This is a genomic window from Hydrogenophaga pseudoflava (genome assembly GCF_031020795.1).
In the GTDB taxonomy this organism is placed as follows: domain Bacteria; phylum Pseudomonadota; class Gammaproteobacteria; order Burkholderiales; family Burkholderiaceae_C; genus Hydrogenophaga; species Hydrogenophaga pseudoflava_A.
Genome location: NZ_JAVHJP010000004.1, coordinates 493,355 through 510,100 on the forward strand (window position 1 = coordinate 493,355; position 16,746 = coordinate 510,100).

Consider the following 16,746-nt stretch of genomic DNA (forward strand, 5'->3'; position numbering starts at 1 on the left):
TAGCGCAGCGGCTCAGGTCTGCGGCGCGCTCAGTGCCCGGTTTCTCGCCTGCTGCAGGTGTTCGCGCAGCGTGTACCAGCGGTCGGCGTAGCGGTCGGGCAGTTCCATCTTGTCCACCTGCTGCTCCAGCACCACCAGGCGGCGTGCCACGGCGCGCAGCCGGACCGGGTCGGGGTTGGGATTCCGGGACAGATCCTCTTCCAGGAATTTGAGCTCGCCATAGAAATGGAGGATCGCGGCGTCGACGCGCCAGTCGATGTAGCGGGGCGCCCGCAGCAGCAGCAGCGTGCCCGCCAGGCCCACGGGCAGCAGCGCGTAGAGCACCAGTTCGGCCCACTGCGCCAGGCCGTAGGGCAGGATGGTTTCCATCCAGGGCCGCCCGCCCCGCAGCGCCCGGCGCGCCACCGGGGACACCGGGTAGTTGCTGCCGACAGCGGTCGGGTAGAGCCCCTGGCCCTCCAGGAAGCCGGACATCACGTGCAACTCGCCGGCCACGTCCACCAGCGCGCGCTGCAGCGCAGGGTGCAGGTCCTCGCGCACCATCAGGTGGGTCTGGGTGACCAGGGTGGGCAGGTCGGCCGGTGGCAGGTTGGCGCGGAGCTCGATTGAGCCCTGCGGCATGACCAGGGCGCGCAGCCGCGGCTCCCGCGAAGCCAGCTGCCCGGCGCGCTCCACACCGAGCAGGTGCACGCCGTCCAGCCGGGCCAGGGTGGCCGCGGTCTGCGAGTCGCCAGCGGCCACATGCACCACAGCGTCCACGCGACCGGCGGTGATGGCGTCGATCGCGCTGTCCCCGACGTCGTCGGTGAACCCCACCTCGTCCTTGGCCAGTCCGGCGTGGCGCAGCAGCAGGTCGGCCGCGATGCGGTTGGACGACCCTTCCACCGAGGCCGCCACACGCCCGCCGCGCAGCTGCTCCAGCTGGTCGATGCCCTCGCGCGCGAACACCCAGACGATTTCGTGACCCACCACGGCCAGCGCCTGCACCGCCGGCCCCTTGGGCGCATACAGCCCCTGGGCGAACGTGACATCGATGCCGCGTTCGCCCGCGGCCATGCGGTCCAGCGCTTCCTGGGGCCGGTCGTGGGCCACGATGTCGGCCTCGATGCCCAGGGTCTCCAGCCGGGCCGCGTAGTTGCGGGCCAGTTCGAGGTAGCTGCTCTGGCCGGGCCCGGTGCCGATGACCACACGCTGGGGCGGCAGCGGTTTCCAGACCCACAGGATGGCCACGACCGCGGCGCACAGCAGCAGCAGCAGCGGCAGGTAGATCAGGAGCCAGCGGCGCTGGTAGAGCAGCAGGATCTTCATCGGCCGCGGTACTCCCGGATCCGCTGGCGCACGAAGTTCACATGCTGTCGCAGTGTGTAGCAGCGCTGCGCCAGCTCCGGCGGCAGCCCCTCGCCGACGATGGCCACCTCCATGCTGTTGAGCCGGCCGTGGATGCGGCTGAGGTCCATGCCCCCCAGGTTGACGGCGTTGTTGGCGAGGTCGTTCTCGATGAACCGCAATTCGCCGTACCAGCGGGTGACACGGTTCTCCAGCCGCCACCGCACCCAGGCCGGCACCAGCCGCACGAGCACCAGGGCGAGCAGCAGCAGGGGCACGCCGATCACCAGCAGGCGCTGCAGCACCTGCGCCCACCAGAAGGGGAGCAGCGCTTCCAGCCCGCCCAGGCCCTGGGACAGCACCCGGCGCGCTTCGGGTGCCGAGGGAAAGTCGCTGAAGCGCAGGGCCGGGAACTCGCCGGCCCGGTGGAACGTGTCCGCCGCGCTGTGCACCTCAAGCTCCACAGCGGTGGCCAGGCGCTTGAGGGCCGGGTCGAGGTCCTGGCGGACCAGCAGGTGGGTGGGCGTGGTCAGGACCGGCGTGTCGCGCGGCGGCTGCCGGGGCGCCAGCGCGTCCTCGGGCAGCAGCCGGCTTTCCAGGTAATTGTTGCGTTCAGAGATCGCCGCTGTCCGGCGCAGAGATGCCAGATGCACCCCGCGCGCCGCCAGCAGGGCCGCGATGCCGGGCGCGCTGGGCGAGGCGACCATGAACACCGCGTCCACCTCGTGGCGCAGCAGCGCATCGCGCGCGGTGACGCCGCTGTGCGCCGTTAGCGCCACCTGGCCGAGGTCGACATGCATCTGCCGCAGCAGGCGCTGCAGCATGGCCCGGTGGCCGCTACCTTCGGGTCCGGCGGCCACCCGCTTGCCCGCGAGGTCGAGCAGGGAGGTCATCGGCTGTTCGCGGCTGAACAGCCACAGCACCTCGATGTCCACACTGCCCAGCGTCTGGACGTCGGCCGCGCTGCGGGCGGCTCCGGCCGCGGACGACCAGCCGAAACCCCCTTGCACCAGGGCCAGATCGGTCTGCGGCGGGCGTGCCTGCAGACGTTGCAGGTTGGTGGCCGAACCCTCGGAGGAATGGATTTCCAGCGAGATGCCATGGCGGGCGAAGGCCTCGGCGTACCGCAGGGCGTGGCGCTGGTAGGCCCCGTCTGCCTGGCCGCTGCTGATGGTCAGCTGCGTGGGAGGCATCGGGTACAGCCACCACCAGGCCGCCGCCGCCATGACCACCATGGCCAGCACGATCGGCAGGCGGATCAGCAGCCAGCGGTGGCGGTAGAGGTGGGCGTAGGTCATTGGTGAACAAAAGCCTTCGCGAGGATACGGGTTCTGTATCCCTTTCAACCAGACGCCGCCACAAAAAAGCCGCCCGGGAGGGCGGCTGCTGTCAGGAAACCACAGGGCTCACATGCCGGCGTAGTTCGGCCCGCCGCCGCCCTCGGGCGTGACCCAGACGATGTTCTGCGTCGGGTCCTTGATGTCGCAGGTCTTGCAGTGCACGCAGTTCTGCGCGTTGATCACCAGCTGCTCGGCGCCGTCCTTTTCCACGAACTCGTAGACGCCGGCCGGGCAGTAGCGGCTCTCGGGGCCGGCGTACTTCGCCAGGTTGATCTTCACCGGCACGCTGGCGTCCTTGAGCGTCAGGTGCGCCGGCTGCTGTTCCTCGTGGTTGGTGTTGCTGATGAACACGCTGGAGAGGCGGTCGAAGGTGATCACGCCGTCTGGCTTCGGGTAGCTGATCCGGGGGCTCTCCGCCGCCGGCTTGAGCTTGGTGTGGTCCTTGGTGGTGTTGTGGATCGTCCAGGGCGGCACGCTCACGCCCACCTTGGGCAGGAACCAGTGCTCCACGCCGGTCATGAGCTTGCCCATGAGCGGGCTCTTCTTGAACCAGTTCTTGAAGTTGCGGTAGGTCCAGAGCTCCTCGTGCAGCCAGCTGGACTTGAAGCCGCTCTCGAAGGCGGTGAGTTCGTCGGACTGGCGGCCGGCCGTCACGGCCTCGAACGCCGCTTCGGCGCAGAGCATGCCGCTCTTGATGGCCGCATGGCTGCCCTTGATGCGCGCGGCATTCAGGAAGCCCGCATCACAGCCGACCAGTGCGCCTCCCGGGAACACCGTCTTGGGCAGGGCCTGCGGCGTGCCGTTGTTCAGCGCGCGGGCGCCGTAGCCCAGGCGCTTGCCGCCTTCGATGTGGGCCTTGATGGCCGGATGGGTCTTCCAGCGCTGCATCTCCTCGAAGGGCGACAGCCAGGGGTTCTGGTAGTCCAAGCCGATCACGTAGCCCAGCGTGACCTTGTTGCCCTCGAGGTGGTAGAGGAAGCCGCCGCCGAAGGTGTCGTCGGCCAGCGGCCAGCCGGCGGTGTGCACCACCAGGCCGGGCTTGGCCTTCTCGGCCGGGATCTCCCACAGCTCCTTGATGCCGATGGCGAAGGTCTGCGCGTCCTTGCCCTCGTCGAGCCGGTACTTCGCAATGAGCTGCTTGCCCAGGTGGCCGCGCGCGCCCTCGGCGAACACGGTGTACTTGGCATGCAGCTCCATGCCGATCTGGAAGCTGTCCATGGGCTCGCCGTCCTTGCCCACACCGAGGTTGCCGGTGGCCACGCCCTTGACCGAACCGTCGTCGTTGTAGAGCACTTCGGCGGCGGCGAAGCCGGGGAAGATTTCCACGCCCAGTGCCTCGGCCTGCTCGCCCAGCCACTTGGTGACCGCGCCCAGGCTGATGACGTAGCAGCCTTCGTTGTGAAAGTTGCGCGGCATCAGCCAGTCGGGTGTGCGCTGCGCACCGGTTTCGCTGAGCACCAGCAGGTCGTCGCCGGTCACCGGCTGGTTCAGCGGCGCGCCGAGTTCCTTCCAGTTCGGGAACAGCTCGGTGATGGCCTTGGGGTCCATGACCGCGCCCGAGAGGATGTGGGCGCCGGGCTCGGAGCCTTTCTCCAGCACGCAGACGCTGACCTCGCTGCCTTTCTCGGCGGCCAGCTGCTTGAGGCGGATGGCGGTGGACAGGCCGGCGGGGCCGCCGCCGACGACCACCACGTCGTATTCCATGGCTTCGCGCGGGCCGAACTGGGCAAGGATTTCTTCAGAGGTCATGGGGGGTCTCGCGGATAATGGTTTTGTACTTTCGCCGCCACCTGGCGCGGCGCCTGTCGTCGGGCGGACAGCATTCTATTGCTGCGGCGCCAGAAAATCGAACGATCGTGCTAATTTGCACCTGCCCGGAGATTATCCCGTGACCTACCAGATCGACCTTTCGGGCCGCGTGGCCCTCATCACCGGCGCTTCCGGCGGCCTGGGCGAACAGTTCGCCAAGACCCTGGCCAAGGCCGGTGCCGCCGTGGTGCTGGCCAGCCGCCGCACCGACCGCCTGATGGCGCTGCGCGCGCACATCGAGGCCGAAGGCGGGGACGCCCACGTGGTCGCGCTGGACGTGACCGACACCGCCTCGATCCGGGCGGCCGTGGCGCACGCCGAGACCGAGGTCGGCCCGATCGATATCCTGGTCAACAACTCGGGCGTCAGCACCACGCAGCGCCTGCAGGACGTGACGGAGGAAGACTACGACTACGTCTTCGACACCAATACCAAGGGCGCCTTCTTCGTGGCCCAGGAAGTGGCCAAGCGCATGCTGGCCCGCGCCAAGGGCGCGGCGCCCGGCACCTTCGTCGGTGGCCGCATCATCAACATCGCGTCGATGGCGGGGCTGAAGGTGCTGCCGCAGATCGGCGTGTACTGCATGAGCAAGGCCGCCGTGGTGCAGATGACCAAAGCCATGGCCGTGGAGTGGGGCAAGTACGGCATCAACGTGAACGCCATCTGCCCCGGCTACATCGACACCGAGATCAACCACCAGCACTGGCAGACCGAACAGGGCCAGAAGCTCATCGGCATGCTGCCGCGCAAGCGCGTCGGCCAGCCGGCGGATCTCGACGCCATCCTGGTCATGCTGGCCAGCAACGAGAGCCATTTCGTCAACGGGGCGGTGATCGCGGCAGATGACGGTTTCGGTGTCTGAACGCGCATTGGCGGGGCTGCCGCCCGGCATGGCGGCGGGCGTGGCGGCCGGGCTGGGGGCGGGCGCATTCTGGGGCACGACCTTCGTCGCGCCGCTGGTGGCACCCGGGTTTTCTTCAGTGGATTACACCGCGGGGCGCTTCGTCGCCTGCGGCATGTTCTCGCTGGCCTGGATGCTGTGGCAGACGCTGCGGGTGCCGTCGCCTCAGCGCGCCGGGCAGTGGCCCTCCTTCGCACAGGCCAGCGCAGCGCTGTGGCTCAGCGTGCTGGGCTACACCGGCTACTACCTGCTGCTGGTCTATGGCATTGCCGATGCCGGCGCGGCGCTGCCGGCACTGATCATCGGCACGCTGCCGGTCTGGATGATGCTGCTGGGCAAGCCCGCGCACCTTCGCTGGGAGGCGCTGCTGCCCGGTCTGGTGCTGACGGCGGCCGGCATGGTGCTGATGATGGACGCCACGGCGGAAGAGGTGAACGCCTCAGGATCGGGGCACTTCTGGCGCGGCGTGCTGCTGGCGGTGGGCGCCATGCTCAGCTGGCTGGCCTTCGGCATGCTCAACGCCCGCTGGATCCGAAGCCATCCCGAGGTGAAATCCACCGCCTGGGCCAACTGGCTGGGTCTGGCCGCAGGTCTCGGAGGTCTCGTGCTCGGGCTGGGCTGGGGCACCGGCTGGGCCGAGCTGACCGGTCGGCCCGGCTTCGGCCGCTTCGTCTTCGTGTGTGTCTTCACCGGCATCGGGTCGGCCTGGATCGCCTCGGTGATGTGGAACATCGCCAGCCGCCGGCTCAGCACCAGCCTGGCGGGCCAGCTGGTGGTGAGCGAAACCGTGTTCGCACTGATCTACGCCTTCGCCTGGAGCGGCGACTGGCCGGCCGCCACGCAACTGCTGGCCTGTGTGCTGTTCGTGGCCGGGATCCTGGCCTCGATCAAGGCCCATCAATGAGGGGACGACATGAAACTCGAACTGCCTGCCGAGAAACGCCTGGTGCACGAAATCGTGGTGCCCATCCGCTGGGGCGACATGGACGCCATGGGTCACGTCAACAACACGATCTACTTCCGCTACATGGAGATCGCCCGCCTGGACTGGTTCTTCGGCATGGGGTTGCCGGCCGACCCGCAGGGCGAGGGACCGGTGATCGTCAACGCCTTCTGCAACTTCATCCGGCAGTTCGAATTCCCGGGCGAGGTGCTGGTGCGCACCTACGTGGGCACGATGGGCAGAACTTCGTTCGACACCTTCCACGAGATGCTGCGCACCGACGACCCGGCCACGGTGTACGCCAACGGCGGCGCGACCGTGGTCTGGGTGGATTTTCCCAAGCAGAAGTCGGTGCCCATGTCCGACCGGGCGCGCGCCCTGATCGAGGGCGCCGGCCACCCGCCGCTCCTGGGCCGGTGATCTGGCTTATTTCTGTTTCGGGACTCTGCCCATCAGATAGAACTCGGTGTTGGGCATCATCCCGCTGAAGCTAGCCATGCGGTTGGACAGGCCGAAGAAGGCGGTGATGGCGGCGATGTCCCAGGCGTCCTCGTCGCTGAAACCGTGGGCGGCCAGGGCCTCGAAGTCCGCGTCGTCGATCTCGTGCGAGGCCAGGCAGACCTTCATCGCGAAGTCGAGCATGGCGCGCTGGCGCGGGCTGATGTCGGCCTTGCGGTGGTTCACCGCCACCTGGTCGGCCACCAGCGGCTTCTTCTCGTAGATGCGCAGGATGGCGCCGTGCGCGACCACGCAGTACAGGCAGTGGTTGGCGGCGCTGGTGGTGGTGACGATCATCTCGCGGTCACCCTTGGTGAGCCCGGACGTGCGCCCGACCGACTCGGGGACCATGAGGGCGTCGTGGTAGGCGAAGAAGGCGCGCCACTCGGCCGGGCGGCGGGCCAGCGCCAGGAACACGTTGGGCACGAAGCCTGCTTTCTCCTGCACCTCCAGGATCTTGGCCTTGAGGTCGTCGGGCAGGCTGTTCAGGTCGGGCAGGGGGTAGCGCTCGCTCATGTTTGTCTCCGGTCAGGTTCTGGGCAAAAGGCCAGCTTATCCTCGCGCCTTGCACCGACTCTGACACCTGGGGAACAAATCATGCAAGACGAGCAATACCACCGAGGCCTGAAGACCCGCCGAGAGGTGATGGGCGACGACTTTGTCGACCGCGCCCTGGCGGGCACCACCCCCTTCACCCAGCCGATCCAGGACCACATCTCGCGCGCCGCCTGGGGCGACGTCTGGCAGCGGCCCGGCCTGGACCGCAAGACGCGCAGCCTGATCACTGTGGCGATGCTGACCGCATTGGGCAAGCAGCACGAACTCAAGGGCCATGTGCGTGGCGCGCTCAACAACGGCGCCACACCGGCGGAGATCCAGGAGGTCCTGCTGCACGCCGCCGTCTACTGCGGCATCCCGACGGCGGTGGAGGCCTTCCGCACGGCGGCCGAGGTGGTCCCTGCGGACGGTCTGTGATCCGTTTGATTGCTGGTCAATGTCAAAAACAGCCGTCAAAACATTAAACATTGTTCAATCAACAAGGAGTTTGTCATGACCTCAAGCCGCCGTTCATGGATGCTGCGCTCGTTTGCAGTACTCGCCACTTCATCGGCCCTGCTGTCGCCGTTCACGGCCCACGCACAGGCTTCAACCACCCGAATCCTGGTCGGCTTTCCGGCCGGGGGTGGCACCGACGCCATCGCCCGCATCCTGGGTGAACGTCTGCAGGTCGAACTGGGCCGCAACGTGGTGGTGGAGAACAAGGCCGGTGCGGGCGGCCAGCTGGCGGCGCAGGCGCTCAAGGCGGCCGCGGCCGACGGCCACACGCTGTTCCTGAGCCACGACCACAGCGTGTCCATCCTGCCGCTGACCATGAAGAACCCGGGCTTCGACCCGGCCAAGGACTTCGTGCCAGTGGCTGGCTTCGCGACCTTCGTCAACGCGGTGGCGCTGTCGGGCGGCACGCCGGCGCGCGACTTCAAGGCCTGGATCGAGGGCGTGAAGGCGGCCGGCGGCAAGGCGACCATGGGCATCCCGGCGCCCGCGTCCACGCCGCAGTTTGCGGTGCAGGTGATTGGCAAACAGTTCGGGCTGGATCTGGTGGCTGCACCCTACCGCGGCAGCGCCCCCATGATGGCCGACATGCTGGGCAACACCATCCCGGCCGGCGTGGGCTCGGTGCCGGACTTCATCGAGAACCACAAGGCCGGCAAGCTGCGCGTGGCGGCCGTGATGGGCACCCAGCGCCAGGCTGCGCTGCCCGAGGTGCCGACCTTCACCGAACTCGGCATCAAAGGCTTCGAGGAGTTGCCGTACTACGGCCTGTTCGCGCCCGCCGGCACACCCAAGGCCGAACTCGACAAACTGGCCGCGGCCCTGCAGAAAGTGATCGCTCAGGCGGATGTGAAGGACAGGTTGACCGCCATGGGCCTGACCGTGGGTTTCATGAGTGGCGCCGAACTGGGCAAGCGCGAGGTGGCTTACCGCGAGGTCTGGGCGAAGATCATCCAGGCCAGTGGCTACCAGCCCCAGTGAACCCGACTCCCGCGTTCCGGCGCCGGAGCGCTGTCAGGTACCTGCGATCAACCGGTGCACCAGATCGGGCGTGCTGTGAGCCTGGTACTTGCGCATCAGCCGCGCGCGGTGGATTTCCACCGTGCGGTGGCTGATGCCCAGCTGCTTGCCGATCTCCTTGCTGGTCAGGCCGTCCATCAGGCAGGCGGCGACCTCGCGCTCGCGCGGGGTCAGCGCGGCGCCCACCGGCCGGCGCGCGCTCAGGTCTTCAAAGCTCCAGATGCCCGCGGCGTGCGGATCGGCCGGGTCCAGGGCGCGCCCGGTCACGTGGCACCAGAAGGTCTCGCCCTTGAAGCGGCCGTCCACGCGCTGCATGATGCGCTCGTCCGCGTAGGTGCTGGCCCCGCGCTTGATGATGGGTTCGATGCGCGCGCCGGTGCGCTCGTACTCGTCGGCACTGGGGTAGAGGATGCGGAAGCTCTGACCCACGAGCTGCTCGCGCGAGGCGCCGAACATCTCGCACAGCGCCTGGTTGCAGTCCACCATGGTGCGCTGGCGCGAGAGTGCCAGGCCCACCGGGGCGAGGTCGAAGGCGAGGCGGTAGTCGATGCGGTCCATGGGTGTGTGCGGGTTGGTCCTTAGGTCAAACTACGTATGTGGATACGTAGTATCGTTCCGCCACCCGGTTTTTTCGATCCCTGTTTGTTCAACCACTGGAGTCTTTTCACGTGAACAAGATCTATCCCAGCGCGGCCGAAGCCCTCAAGGGCGTGGTGGCCGACGGCCAGCTGATCGCCGTCGGCGGTTTCGGCCTCTGCGGCATTCCCGAGGCCCTGATCGACGCCCTGCGCGATTCGGGCGTCAAGAACCTGACCGCCATTTCCAACAACGCCGGCGTGGACGACTTCGGTCTGGGCAAGCTGCTGCAGACGCGCCAGATCAAGAAGATGATCTCGTCCTACGTGGGGGAGAACAAGGAGTTCGAGCGCCAGTACCTGGCCGGTGAACTCGAACTCGAATTCACGCCGCAGGGCACGCTGGCCGAGAAGCTGCGCGCCGGCGGCGCCGGCATCCCGGCCTTCTTCACCAAGACCGGTGTCGGCACCATCGTGGCCGAGGGCAAGGAACTGCGCGAATTCAACGGCGAGACCTACGTGATGGAGCACGCGCTGTTCCCCGAGGTGGCGCTGGTCAAGGCCGACGTGGCCGACATGTCGGGCAACCTGCGCTTCAACCTGACGGCGCGCAACTTCAACCCTGCCGCCGCCATGGCCGGCAAGGTCTGCATCGTCGAGGTCGAGCGCATCGTCGCCACCGGCGAGATCGCGCCGGACGACGTGCACCTGCCCGGCATCTACGTGCACCGCATCGTGCACAACCCCACCCCGGAAAAGCGCATCGAGAAGCGCACCACCCGCGACCGCAAGTAAGGAGCACCAACATGCCTTGGACCCAAGACCAGATGGCCGCGCGCGCGGCGCAGGAACTGCAGGACGGTTTCTATGTGAACCTCGGCATCGGCATCCCGACGCTGGTGGCCAACCACGTGCCCGACCACGTCGAGGTGTGGCTGCAGAGCGAGAACGGCATGCTGGGCATCGGCCCCTTCCCGTATGAGGACGAGGTGGACGCCGACCTCATCAACGCCGGCAAGCAGACCGTCACCACCATCAAGGGCTCGTCGATCTTCGGAAGCCACGAGAGCTTCGCCATGATCCGCGGCGGCAAGATCAACCTGTCCATCCTGGGGGCGATGCAGGTGACGGCCAGTGGCGACCTGGCCAACTGGATGATCCCCGGCAAGATGGTCAAGGGCATGGGCGGCGCCATGGACCTGGTGGCGGGCGTGCCGCGCGTGATCGTGCTGATGGAGCACGTGGCCAAGAAGAAGGACGGCAGCACCGACCTCAAGATCCTGCCCGAGTGCACCCTGCCGCTGACCGGCAAGGGCGTGGTCGACCGCATCATCACCGACCTGGGCGTCATGGACGTGACGCCCGAAGGCCTGAAGCTGGTGGAGCTGGCCGACGGCGTGACGCGCGAAGAGATCCAGAGCAAGACGGGCGTGCCGCTGATCTGACCGGTCCGCTCGCCCACAAAGCCGAAGGCCCCGCTGCTTGCGCCGCGGGGCCTTCGTCATTCTGGAGCGGGTGAAGGGAATCGAACCCTCGTATGAAGCTTGGGAAGCTGCCGTTCTACCATTGAACTACACCCGCAATGGGTGGCGATTGTAGCGGTGCCGGCCCGGGCCTCGACGACCAACCGGGCATTTTGCCCGCCGCGGCCCGGGCGGCCTGCCCTGCGCGCCGCTGGCCGCCCACAAGCCCTGCGTTCCTTCCTAGCATCGCGCCACTCCCGAGCCCGGGAGCCCCACGACACGAAGGAGTCCCTCATGCGCCGGTTTGTGACCACCGCCCTGTTTCTCACCGCCCTCGCGGCGTCTTCGGCCTGGGCGGCCGACGGCGCCTCAGGCGAGCAGCTGCTGCCCATGCCGCCGGAGCGGGTCTGGCGGGCGTTGCACCAGGCGCTGGCCGACCGCAGCGCGGGTCGCGCCGAGGTGCTCGCGCTGGACGACGGGCGCTACGAAGCCCGCCTGCGGCCGGAGACCTTGGCCGGGGCCGACCTCCGGCTGGATGTGGACTGGGACACCCGCACCGGCGGCACGCGCCTGCGCTGGTCCGCCACGGCAGCCGGGGCGCAGGCCCAGGCTGCGGCGTGGGTGCAGCGGCTGGCCGAACGCGCGGGTCGGCTGCGAGCCAGCAACCAGCTCTGCCGCGGCCCCCATCCGACCGCCGAGGAGATCGAGGCCGCGCAGATTGAGATCCCCGCCAGCTGCGAGTACAGCACCGGCCATTTCTCCACCGCGCTGTTCGAACTGGAGAAGTGCGGCGACTTCGACACGGCGCTGCAGATCATGGCCGACTGCGTGAAGCGGCGGCATGCGGGCGGGCTGATCCGCCTCTCGCAGTACTTCGACCTCGGCTACGGCGTGCCCAAGCGTCCCGAGCGGGTGGTGGAGTTCCTGCGCCAGGCCATGGACAGCGACAACGAGGGCTATGCCCGGCTGGCCCGGCTGCACTACGCGACGGCGCTGCATTTCGGCCTGGGTGTGGCGCCCGACCGAGGGGCCGCGCGACGTCTGTTCGAGGACCTGGCCCGGGAGGGGCAGGCCGATGCGCAGGAGTTCCTGCGCCTGGGGCACCACGGGGCCTGGCTGCGACCCGACGGCCAGCGTTTCCGGGACGCTCCCGTCGCCTCGCCGGCCGCCGCGGTGTCGCGCGACGACTCGGGCAACGACATGAGCTACGGCGCGTTCGTGAACAGCGACAAGCGCATCAAGTGCCTCTATGGCTACGCCGCCGACAAGACCGGCGACCACGCGGCGGCGGTGCGCATCTTCGAGGACTGCATCAGCCGCTGGAACGACCCCTACTCGATCATCTGGCTTTCCCACCTGCTGGAGAACGGCCATGGTGTGCCCAGGGACCCGGTGCGGGCGGCGCAGCTGCTGCGCCAGGGTGCGGAACATCCGGACACCTCGGGCTACGCGACGCTGGCGCGTTACCACTACGGCATGGCGCTGGCGCAGGGCCAGGGCGTGCCGGCCGACCCGGTGCAGGCGCGCCACTGGCTGCAGCGCGCGGCGCAGGAAGGGCTGGGCGAGGCGCGCGAGGCCCTCGCCCGGCTTGATGCCGGACCCGACAATCGGGCCCATGCCCGCTGAGCCCGCTTCTGTTGTTTCCGCCGTCCCCGGCTACCGCCTGCAGCGCCGCCTGGGCGCCTGGCTGCTGGCGGGGGCGGTGCTGCTGCTGCTGGCTTCGGGGGGCTGGAGCCTGTGGCGTGTGGCCTCGGCGGTCGACCCGCAGCTGCAGCGCCTGGCGCGGACCATCGAGCGCCTGCGGCTCAACGAGCTGGGGGCCGAGCCCGGCGTGTTCCAGGCCACGCTCTCGGGCGCGGAACTGCAGAACCTGGTCGGGCTGGGCGAACTGGTGCCGTTCTGCCTGACCGTGCGCAACATCCACGGTCTGGCGGTGGACCAGCGTTGCCTGGGCGCCGCCGGGGCGCATCCCGGTGGGGTCGAGCCGCTGCTGCGGGCCGCGGCCGGCGGGGAGGCGGGTGCGCTGCTCCCGCTGGTGCGCTACCCCGGCACCCGCGTCGGCGAACTGGCCCTGGCGCCGCACTGGCCGGCGCAGTCGGCTCTGCTGTGGCAGCACTGGTGGCAGACCCTGGTGAGCGCGGCCGGTGTGCTGGCGGTGGCGGCACTGGCCTATCTGGCGGCGCGGCGCGCGCTGCGGCCCACCGGGGCCATGATGGCCACCTTGCAGCGGCTGGAAGCGGGCGACCTCTCGGCCCGCATGCCGTCCGCTGGCCCCAGAGAGTTGCAGCGCATCGGCGCCCAGTTCAACCGCATGGCCGACCGGCTGCAGGACACGGTGGGCGCGCAGCGGCAACTGGCCGACCGGCTGCTGACCGTGCGCGAGGAGGAGCGGCGCCACCTGGCTCGCGAACTGCACGACGAACTGGGCCAGTCGCTGACCTCGATCCGGGCCGAGGTGGCCTTCGTGGACGAAGTGGCGCGCGAGTCTGTGCCGGCGCTGCTGCCCAGCGCCGACGCGCTCACGCGCACCTGCGAAGGCATGGTGACCGCGGTGCGTCACATCGTGCAGCAGCTGCGCCCACCGGGTCTGGAGGCCTTCGGGCTCACCGCCTGCCTGCAGCAGTTGGTGGACAGCTGGCGGCGCCGCGACGCGGGGCGCTGCGAGTACCGGCTGCAGATCGACGGCGACCTCGACCGCTGGGACGACACGCTGTCGGTCAGCGTGTTCCGCCTGGTGCAGGAGGGGCTGACCAATGCGGTGCGCCACGGCCAGGCCTCACGGATCGAGGTGCTGCTCAGTGAACGCGCCGACGGCCTGCATCTGCAGGTGCAGGACAATGGCCCGCTCCTGCAGCCGCCCGCGCTGCCCGCCACCGGCGGCCAGGGCCTGCTGGGCATGCGCGAACGTGTGCTGGCGCTGGGCGGCACGCTGTCGCTGGAGGTGGCCGAGCCGCACGGCCTGCGGCTGCGCATCCACCTGCCGGTTCACGAAGGACACCATGCTGCGCCTGCTGATCATTGACGACCACGCCATCGTGCGCGAAGGCTACCGACGCCTGCTGGAGCGGCGGCAGGATCTGCGCATCGTGGCCGAGGCCGGCACGGCGGAAGAGGGCTACGAACAGTTCAAGACGCACGAGCCCGAGGTGACCCTGCTGGACCTGAGCCTGGGCACGGGCAGCGGCCTGCGCCTGCTCGCCCAGATCCTGCGCCACAACCCGGAGGCGGCGGTGCTGGTGTTCTCCATGCACGCCGAGCCGCTGTACGCGGTGCAGGCGCTCAAGGCCGGCGCGCGCGGTTACGTGACCAAGGGCAGCGCGCCGCAGGTCCTGGTCGATGCGGTCTACCAGGTGGCGCGCGGCCAGCGCGCGCTCAGCCCCGACCTGGCGGGCGAGGTGGCCGGCATGCTGCTCGACGGCGAGGGCGAACACGCTGGCCTGACGCCGCGCGAGTTCGACATCCTGCGGCTGCTGATGCAGGGGCTGGACGTGGACGCGATCGGCCAGGCCTTGCACATCAGCCCCAAGACCGTGCGCAACGGCCACTACCAGCTGAAGGCCAAGCTGGGCGCGCGCAGCGACATCGAGCTCACGCGCAAGGCCTTGCAGCTCAAGCTGTTGGACCGCGGCGACCCTTCGGCCGGCTGAGCCGGGACAGGGACCCGCGCGGGGCCGGGCAAAACGCCCGCCGGGCCGGTCGCGACCGCGGTGTTTCCTAGCATGGGTCGCAGCCCGCCCGGCATCCGGTCCGGCGGGCGTTCACCCCATCAGGAGACCTCTGTGACCCGTTCGACCACCGCACCCGGCACCACTGCGCCACCCCATCACCACAACCACTGCTGCGGCACCCACGCGGGAGATTCCGGCAGCCCACCGATGCCCAGCGCCAGCCGCCGCCAGTGGGTCAAGGGTCTGGCCGCGGCGCCGCTGCTGGCAGGCCCCTGCGCCATGGCCCATGCCGACAGCCCGAAGCCGGCGCCGGGTGCCATCCGCCCGGCGGCCGAGCTGGCACAGGACTTCCGGCATCTGGCGCGGGGTGTCGAGGCGGTGGCCCGCATCGAGTCCTTCACCCTGGCGCCATCGACCCTGCCCTGGAGCCCCTCGCTGGGTGAATTGAAGGCCGGGCAGCAGGTCACGTTCTTTCTCAACGGCCTCTGGTGGTTCAGCAAGGAGCACGGCCGCTGGCTGGAGCCGGGCTTCGTGTTTTTCGCCCGCGTTGCGGGCAGCGGCGGCGCCAGCGCCATCCACAACACCATGCAGAACACCGGCACGCTGACGGCGGACCGCGCCGGCCGCCTGCAGATCGCGCGCTCGGCGGGTGAGTTCGCCAACCCGCAGGGTGATCTCGCGGTGCCGCTGGCGCAGTACCTCGCCGGCGAGGGCAGGGTGGAGGGCGTGGCCGTGGTCTGGAACGGCCCTGCCGAAGACGGCCTGCTGGCGCTCTCGGCCCGGGGTGACGTGCAGGGACTGGTGCGCGCCGAGCTGCAGCGCCAGCGCCAGGCGCGGCTGATGCCGGCGGGCTGGCACAACTTCTTCGCTTTCGGCGACGGCGGCATCTTCACCGAAGGCCCGGGCCAGCGCATCGACTGCGAGACGCACAAGAACGTGGGCATCCTGCAGTACCCGCTGGCGGACCAGCCCTTGCGGCCTGGGCTCACGCTGGACTGGCAGTGGGTGGTGGACCGGTTGCCCTCGCACCTGCCGGAAAACCAGATCCTCACGCACGACTACCTGTCCATCGCCGTGGAGTTCGACGACGGCCAGGACATCACCTACCTGTGGAGTTCCAGTCTGCCGGTGGGCCAGGTGTTCCGCTGTCCGCTGCCCGGCTGGGATGCGGTGGAGACCCATGTGGTGCAGCGCAGCGGGCTGGCCGACCTGGGCAAGGCCTTCGACGAGCGCCGCGACCTGTTCGAGGACTACCGCCGCATCGTGGGCGGCAAGGCCACGCGCGCGGTGCGGGTGTGGCTGATCGCCAACTCGCTGTTCCTGCGCCAGGTCGGGCGCTGTGCCTACCGGCGCATTGCCATCGGCCAGACCGGTCAGTTGCAACGCATCCTGTAGCCACACGGGAGCTGTGTGTCGCATGCCCGCCCGCGCGGACTGTTCCGTTGAAGCGCAACACGGTCACTTCGGTGACAGGGTCTGGACATGCTGCAACGCGGCAAGCTGCACCGCAGCATGCAGGAAAAGCCAATGGAATCATGGGCGCTCTCAAACTGAGAATTTCTCCGGGAAGTGGCACGGAAGTTGACTCCTTGCCGGCGTCCTGCCGCACCTGGGCAGGACGTTTTCATTCCACCAACGAGGAGACATTCATGAGTTTGTTGTTTGCATTGGCCATTTCCATCGGGCTGCTCGCCGTCGTCGCCACCTGGCTGTTCCTGGGGCCGCTGGCCGCCTTTCAGATGCAGGTCTGGCAGGCCTTCGTGGCCTGGGCCAGCTTCTTTCACAACGGCGGCAAGACCGACGGCTTCGTCAAGACCGTGGTGTGCATGTCGTTTGGCGCGCTCGTGGGCATGGCGTCGGTGATGCTGATCGGCCCGCTGGGTGCGCTCGGTGGTCTGGCCGCTCCGGTGGCCGTGGGCATTGGCGCGGCCGTGATCGTGCTGGCGGCACACCTGCCGTTCCTCTCCACGATTCCGTCCAGCGTGTACGGCTTTGCCACCGTGGCCGGCCTGATCCTGCTGGGCAAGGACATGACGCCGACGGCGGCCATCCTGCCCACCATCCTGTCGATTGCCGTGGGTGCGGCGTTTGGCTGGGTGTCCGAGCAACTGGCGGGCAAGCTGACCAAGCCGGCGGCCTGATCAGACGCA

The 16,746-nt window shown here is 68.9% G+C and carries 17 protein-coding genes and 1 tRNA gene; 12 read left to right on the plus strand and 6 right to left on the minus strand.

Annotated elements, in window-relative coordinates; all coding sequences use genetic code 11:
• Window positions 1–12 precede the first annotated feature (12 nt).
• The 3 genes from RCO38_RS15915 to RCO38_RS15925 all read right to left on the minus strand — a co-directional run bounded on the left by RCO38_RS15915 (window position 13) and on the right by RCO38_RS15925 (window position 4,415).
• Complete coding sequence (locus tag RCO38_RS15915; protein WP_308329324.1) at window positions 13–1,308, minus strand: ABC transporter substrate-binding protein; 1,296 nt, start codon at window positions 1,306–1,308, stop codon at window positions 13–15.
• Window positions 1,305–2,624 carry a TAXI family TRAP transporter solute-binding subunit gene (locus RCO38_RS15920; protein ID WP_308329325.1) on the minus strand — a complete coding sequence of 440 codons (1,320 nt, stop codon included), beginning with the start codon at window positions 2,622–2,624 and terminating at the stop codon, window positions 1,305–1,307. The genes RCO38_RS15915 and RCO38_RS15920 overlap by 4 nt, the downstream gene beginning before the upstream one ends.
• 108 nt (window positions 2,625–2,732) lie before the next feature.
• Window positions 2,733–4,415, minus strand: coding sequence for an electron transfer flavoprotein-ubiquinone oxidoreductase (locus RCO38_RS15925; RefSeq protein ID WP_308329326.1), 1,683 nt, complete (start codon window positions 4,413–4,415; stop codon window positions 2,733–2,735).
• Between the two features lie 139 nt (window positions 4,416–4,554).
• Here RCO38_RS15925 and RCO38_RS15930 point away from each other — a divergent pair, with 139 nt between their 5' ends.
• From RCO38_RS15930 to RCO38_RS15940, 3 genes are read left to right on the plus strand one after another with little or no spacing between them, the layout of a single operon-like run.
• A complete protein-coding gene (locus RCO38_RS15930) occupies window positions 4,555–5,337 on the plus strand; it encodes an SDR family oxidoreductase (protein WP_308329327.1) in 783 nt (260 codons plus the stop codon).
• Complete coding sequence (locus RCO38_RS15935) at window positions 5,318–6,280, plus strand: DMT family transporter (RefSeq protein ID WP_308329328.1); 963 nt, start codon at window positions 5,318–5,320, stop codon at window positions 6,278–6,280. Before RCO38_RS15930 ends, RCO38_RS15935 begins: the two co-directional genes overlap by 20 nt.
• 9 nt (window positions 6,281–6,289) lie before the next feature.
• Window positions 6,290–6,739 carry an acyl-CoA thioesterase gene (locus RCO38_RS15940; RefSeq protein ID WP_308329329.1) on the plus strand — a complete coding sequence of 150 codons (450 nt, stop codon included), beginning with the start codon at window positions 6,290–6,292 and terminating at the stop codon, window positions 6,737–6,739.
• A gap of 6 nt (window positions 6,740–6,745) precedes the next feature.
• On the opposite strand, the gene RCO38_RS15945 is transcribed toward RCO38_RS15940, so the two are convergent.
• Window positions 6,746–7,333, minus strand: coding sequence for a peroxidase-related enzyme (locus RCO38_RS15945; RefSeq protein WP_308329330.1), 588 nt, complete (start codon window positions 7,331–7,333; stop codon window positions 6,746–6,748).
• Window positions 7,334–7,414: 81 nt separating this feature from the next.
• Here RCO38_RS15945 and pcaC point away from each other — a divergent pair, with 81 nt between their 5' ends.
• Window positions 7,415–7,792, plus strand: coding sequence for a 4-carboxymuconolactone decarboxylase (gene pcaC, locus RCO38_RS15950; protein ID WP_308329331.1), 378 nt, complete (start codon window positions 7,415–7,417; stop codon window positions 7,790–7,792).
• Window positions 7,793–7,867: 75 nt separating this feature from the next.
• On the plus strand, window positions 7,868–8,851 hold the full coding sequence (locus RCO38_RS15955; protein WP_308329332.1) for a Bug family tripartite tricarboxylate transporter substrate binding protein: 984 nt from the start codon (window positions 7,868–7,870) through the stop codon (window positions 8,849–8,851).
• 33 nt (window positions 8,852–8,884) lie between these two features.
• Here the strand turns inward: RCO38_RS15955 and RCO38_RS15960 are convergent, their stop codons facing one another.
• A complete protein-coding gene (locus RCO38_RS15960; RefSeq protein ID WP_308329333.1) occupies window positions 8,885–9,448 on the minus strand; it encodes a PAS and helix-turn-helix domain-containing protein in 564 nt (187 codons plus the stop codon).
• Between the two features lie 110 nt (window positions 9,449–9,558).
• On the opposite strand from RCO38_RS15960, the gene RCO38_RS15965 reads away from it, so the two are divergent.
• Complete coding sequence (locus RCO38_RS15965) at window positions 9,559–10,260, plus strand: CoA transferase subunit A (RefSeq protein WP_308329334.1); 702 nt, start codon at window positions 9,559–9,561, stop codon at window positions 10,258–10,260.
• A gap of 11 nt (window positions 10,261–10,271) precedes the next feature.
• On the plus strand, window positions 10,272–10,910 hold the full coding sequence (locus RCO38_RS15970) for a CoA transferase subunit B (protein ID WP_308329335.1): 639 nt from the start codon (window positions 10,272–10,274) through the stop codon (window positions 10,908–10,910).
• 62 nt (window positions 10,911–10,972) lie between these two features.
• On the opposite strand, the gene RCO38_RS15975 is transcribed toward RCO38_RS15970, so the two are convergent.
• Window positions 10,973–11,046: transfer RNA gene (locus RCO38_RS15975), tRNA-Gly, on the minus strand.
• A gap of 176 nt (window positions 11,047–11,222) precedes the next feature.
• Between RCO38_RS15975 and RCO38_RS15980 the strand changes: the two genes are divergently transcribed.
• The 5 genes from RCO38_RS15980 (at window position 11,223) to RCO38_RS16000 (ending at window position 16,737) form a co-directional block, all read left to right on the plus strand.
• Complete coding sequence (locus RCO38_RS15980) at window positions 11,223–12,554, plus strand: tetratricopeptide repeat protein (protein WP_308329336.1); 1,332 nt, start codon at window positions 11,223–11,225, stop codon at window positions 12,552–12,554.
• Window positions 12,544–13,950, plus strand: a complete 1,407-nt coding sequence (locus tag RCO38_RS15985; protein WP_308329337.1) for a sensor histidine kinase — start codon at window positions 12,544–12,546, stop codon at window positions 13,948–13,950. Before RCO38_RS15980 ends, RCO38_RS15985 begins: the two co-directional genes overlap by 11 nt.
• On the plus strand, window positions 13,928–14,575 hold the full coding sequence (locus RCO38_RS15990) for a response regulator transcription factor (protein WP_308329338.1): 648 nt from the start codon (window positions 13,928–13,930) through the stop codon (window positions 14,573–14,575). Before RCO38_RS15985 ends, RCO38_RS15990 begins: the two co-directional genes overlap by 23 nt.
• A gap of 132 nt (window positions 14,576–14,707) precedes the next feature.
• Window positions 14,708–15,991 (plus strand): DUF3047 domain-containing protein, encoded by a 1,284-nt coding sequence (locus RCO38_RS15995; protein WP_308329339.1) that lies wholly within the window; start codon window positions 14,708–14,710, stop codon window positions 15,989–15,991.
• 254 nt (window positions 15,992–16,245) lie between these two features.
• Entirely contained in the window at window positions 16,246–16,737 is a 492-nt protein-coding gene (locus RCO38_RS16000) for a DUF1097 domain-containing protein (protein WP_308329340.1), read from the plus strand.
• Window positions 16,738–16,746: the final 9 nt, after the last annotated feature.